This window comes from Campylobacter sp. IFREMER_LSEM_CL2194 (assembly GCF_025771685.1).
GTDB lineage: Bacteria > Campylobacterota > Campylobacteria > Campylobacterales > Campylobacteraceae > Campylobacter_D.
Window position 1 is genome coordinate 1 of the sequence record NZ_JAKMQS010000025.1, and the last position, 3,470, is coordinate 3,470.

The 3,470-nt window shown below is 28.0% G+C and carries 1 protein-coding gene and 1 pseudogene; both read left to right on the forward strand.

Translation table 11 applies throughout. The annotated features are described in order from the left end of the window. Positions 1-2,965, forward strand: a 2,965-nt coding sequence (locus L8V79_RS07870) for a hypothetical protein (RefSeq protein ID WP_263703171.1), incomplete at its 5' end; no start/stop codon positions are given. 150 nt (positions 2,966-3,115) lie between these two features. After that, positions 3,116-3,470: pseudogene (locus tag L8V79_RS07875) on the forward strand (ShlB/FhaC/HecB family hemolysin secretion/activation protein); the annotation flags it as partial.

Here is a 3,470-nt window from a genome sequence, read left to right on the forward strand (position 1 = left end):
CTTTAATATAGCAAATGGTGAAAGTGTAAACTTTGGAGGTAAAGACAAAAACTACCTAAACATTGCTCATGGAGCTGGTAAATCTACCATAGAAGGTGTATTAAATGCAGGTGGTAATAATGTCTTTTTAATTAATCCTAATGGAGTAATTATAGAAAAAAGCGGATCAATTATCAATGCTAAAAATTTTATGGCTTCAACTGCTACTTTAAGTAATGATGATTTTAATACTTTTAAAAATCTTAGCTTTGACAATCCACAAGCATTTTCGCCTAAAATCAAGCCAAATAGTGGAAATGTTGTAAATTTAGGAAAGATAAATTCAACTGATAGCATTACCTTGCAAGGTAATAAAATAGTGCTTGAAGCAGGTTTTGACAAAGGAAGCTTAAACAAAATAGAAACTAATAAGCTAAATTTAAAAGGCAATGAAGTTTATGTAGATGTAGGAACTACAAAAGTACAAAAAGTAAATGTTGAAGCAGGCAAAGGAACATTGTACTTAAGTGCTACAGGATATTACTATGATCCTAAAAGAAAATATAATGAATTTAATAATGTAGATAATAAAATTAAAAAAACATATAATCAATATATTAGCATAGGCTCTGATGTTGACTGGTGGCACTTTGCTAAAGGGTGGAATGAAAAAGCTGATTTTAGAAATAATGTAGCAGGAAATACCTTTAAACTTACTAATGATATAGATTTTGGTGGAAATCAAGGTAAAGGTCAGGAAGGTAAAGATTGGCAAAACTATGCAAATTATTGTATAGATGGGCTTGGTTGTACTAATATGATAGTAGGACATACAACATCCTTTGATAAAACATTCGATGGGCAAGGTTATACCTTAAGTAATATTATCATAGACACTACAAAATTATCTTATAAACCTGGATATGTAGGTATATTTGGTAGTGCTAAAAATGCTACTTTTGAAAATATAACCATTGATTATAATAATGGGATTATTAAAGCAACAACAAGTGGCAATGTCGTAGGTGGAGTTGGAAGTTTTGTTGGCAATGTTTATAAATCTTCATTTAATAATATCAATTTAAGCAATGTAAAAAAAATTGAAGTTAATGGAGATAATGCTTATGTTGGTGGTTTTGTTGGAATGACAACACAAGGCGATTATACAAATGTAGGTATTAATTCAATTGGTGAAATATTTAATAATGCAAATAAGTCCAATAATATAGGTGGTTTTGTTGGATCATCTGATGGAGCTAAATTTACCAATATTTTTATCGACACAATTAATAGTATTAAAGGTGAATCTAAAGATCATATAGTATATGCTGGTAGTTTTGCTGGTAGAGATACTCATAGTAAATTTCAAAATATCACCATAAGAAAAATTTCAAATATTGATGTAACAGGATTAGGTGGTGGCAATAATTCTGTTGGTGGTTTTATTGGAAGCGCTAAAGTTGGAGATAAAGCATTTGATAATATTGTTATAGATGGTATTGATAAGATTACTGTAAATGGAGCTTATTGGTTTAATTATTTAGGTGGTTTTATTGGAAGTGCTTATATGACTAGTAACAATGCATTTAATAATATTGTTTTAAAAAATATGGGGAATATGCGTGCTAAAGCGGATAATGGCTCTATTATTGGTGGTTTTATAGGGCATATATACATAGATAAAAGTATAAACAAACAAGATATTTTGTTTAATAATGTATATATGCATTATAATAATGATGCAAAGTTTATTGTTGATAGTAAAGATCATACTAATACTCACTATGGAAAATTTATAGCTCATAATAGTAATTATGGCGAAACAATAAACTATAATACTACAAATGTTTATTTTTATGGAAATCCTATTAATACTGCCGGTAAATATGATAAATATATAGATAAAAATGTGGGTAATTTTAATGATCCTGAATTTCAAAATGGAATGAATAGCATTAAAGGTTCTAACTTTGATAAAGATAGTATTAAACCTTCAGAAAAAGAATACCTAAGCGCACAAGAAGCAAAAAATGATCAAGCAACACTAACACAAGATGATCTTTATGAGAGTATAGTAAGAGATATCTTTAACTCTTTAAAAGGACATTCTTATGCGATAGATTTAAATACTTTGCAAGCATTTTTAGAGGCTTATGATAAGTTAAGCGATACTAAGTCAAAGGTAGAATTTTTAAGTAATTTCTTGCTTGATAAAAGTAAATATACAAAGAAAGAAAGAGAAATTTTAGCACATTCTTTAGTTCAAAGTATGGATTTTATACTAGCTTATAGCAAAAATGATACTAAAGATTCTAAATTTGAAAGCGGAGTTGAAACAACTTTTGAAAATTTAAAAGATGAAGCGGGCAATAAACATTCTGATGCTTTAAAGCAAGGTGAAGCACTAAGAGCTTATGTTAAATCTTTAATAAATCCTGTAAACAGTATCAAAAATAATAACAAAGATATAACTAGCAATAATACAGAGATAAAAAGATTGCAAGATGAGTACAATAGTCTTGTAAATTCTATCAACAAAGGACTTTTAGATGAAAATGAGTTGTCAATAGCTCAAAAAAGACTTAATCTAATTGTGGCTAGTATTGAAGTTTTATTGGAAAAAAATGAAAAATTGCAAGATGAAAACATAGATTTACTTGCACAAATAAAAATTGACAAAGATAATTTTAGAACCTATGGCGTTTCTTCAAGTACTCCAGAAACACCTACTTTAAGTGCTGTTATTATAAATCCAAGTACAAATAATGGAAATGATAATAATGGAGACACAAGTAATGGATCTGATGCTAGTCAAGTAGTATCATCTCTTCAAAAACAAGATTCAGACAAACTAAGTAATACTGCAGTTGTAGATGAAGAGGAAAAAAATGAAGTTGAAGAAGCTTCTCTTATGCAAAAAGGAAAAATTTGCATAGTAAGTGATAATTCTAAAACTATGAATCCTTGTATAGTTGGAGGATTATAAAATACTTTGCTAGGATAGCTATATCCTAGCAATAATAACGAGTATATTAATGAATACTCGTATTAAATAATATTTTGATTAATCAATAATAAATATTAAAAAATAAAAACTCTTAATTTTAAAAATATAAACCAAAAGGAACAAACAACCATGAAACAACTCTTATTTAGCACTATAGCACTTAGTTCTTTAGTCTATGCTAATAATGGAAGTATTACCATAGCTAAAAATGATATAGAAAAGGTTATAGAATTATCCCCTGATAGAAACCTCCCTCAAAACAAAGCTATCAAAGAAAATCTAAAAACCAAAGATGATTATATAAAAAGCCAAGAAGCTAAAAAAGACTTTGAAGAAAAAAAGAAAGAATTAAAAGAAAAACTAAATCAAGAAGAGGAAGTTAATTGGGAAACTAACAATCAAACTAATAATATTAACACCCCTACCACTAAAAAAATAATAACCAAATATAAATTTGTTATCACTAATGAAAACACTAGCTTTG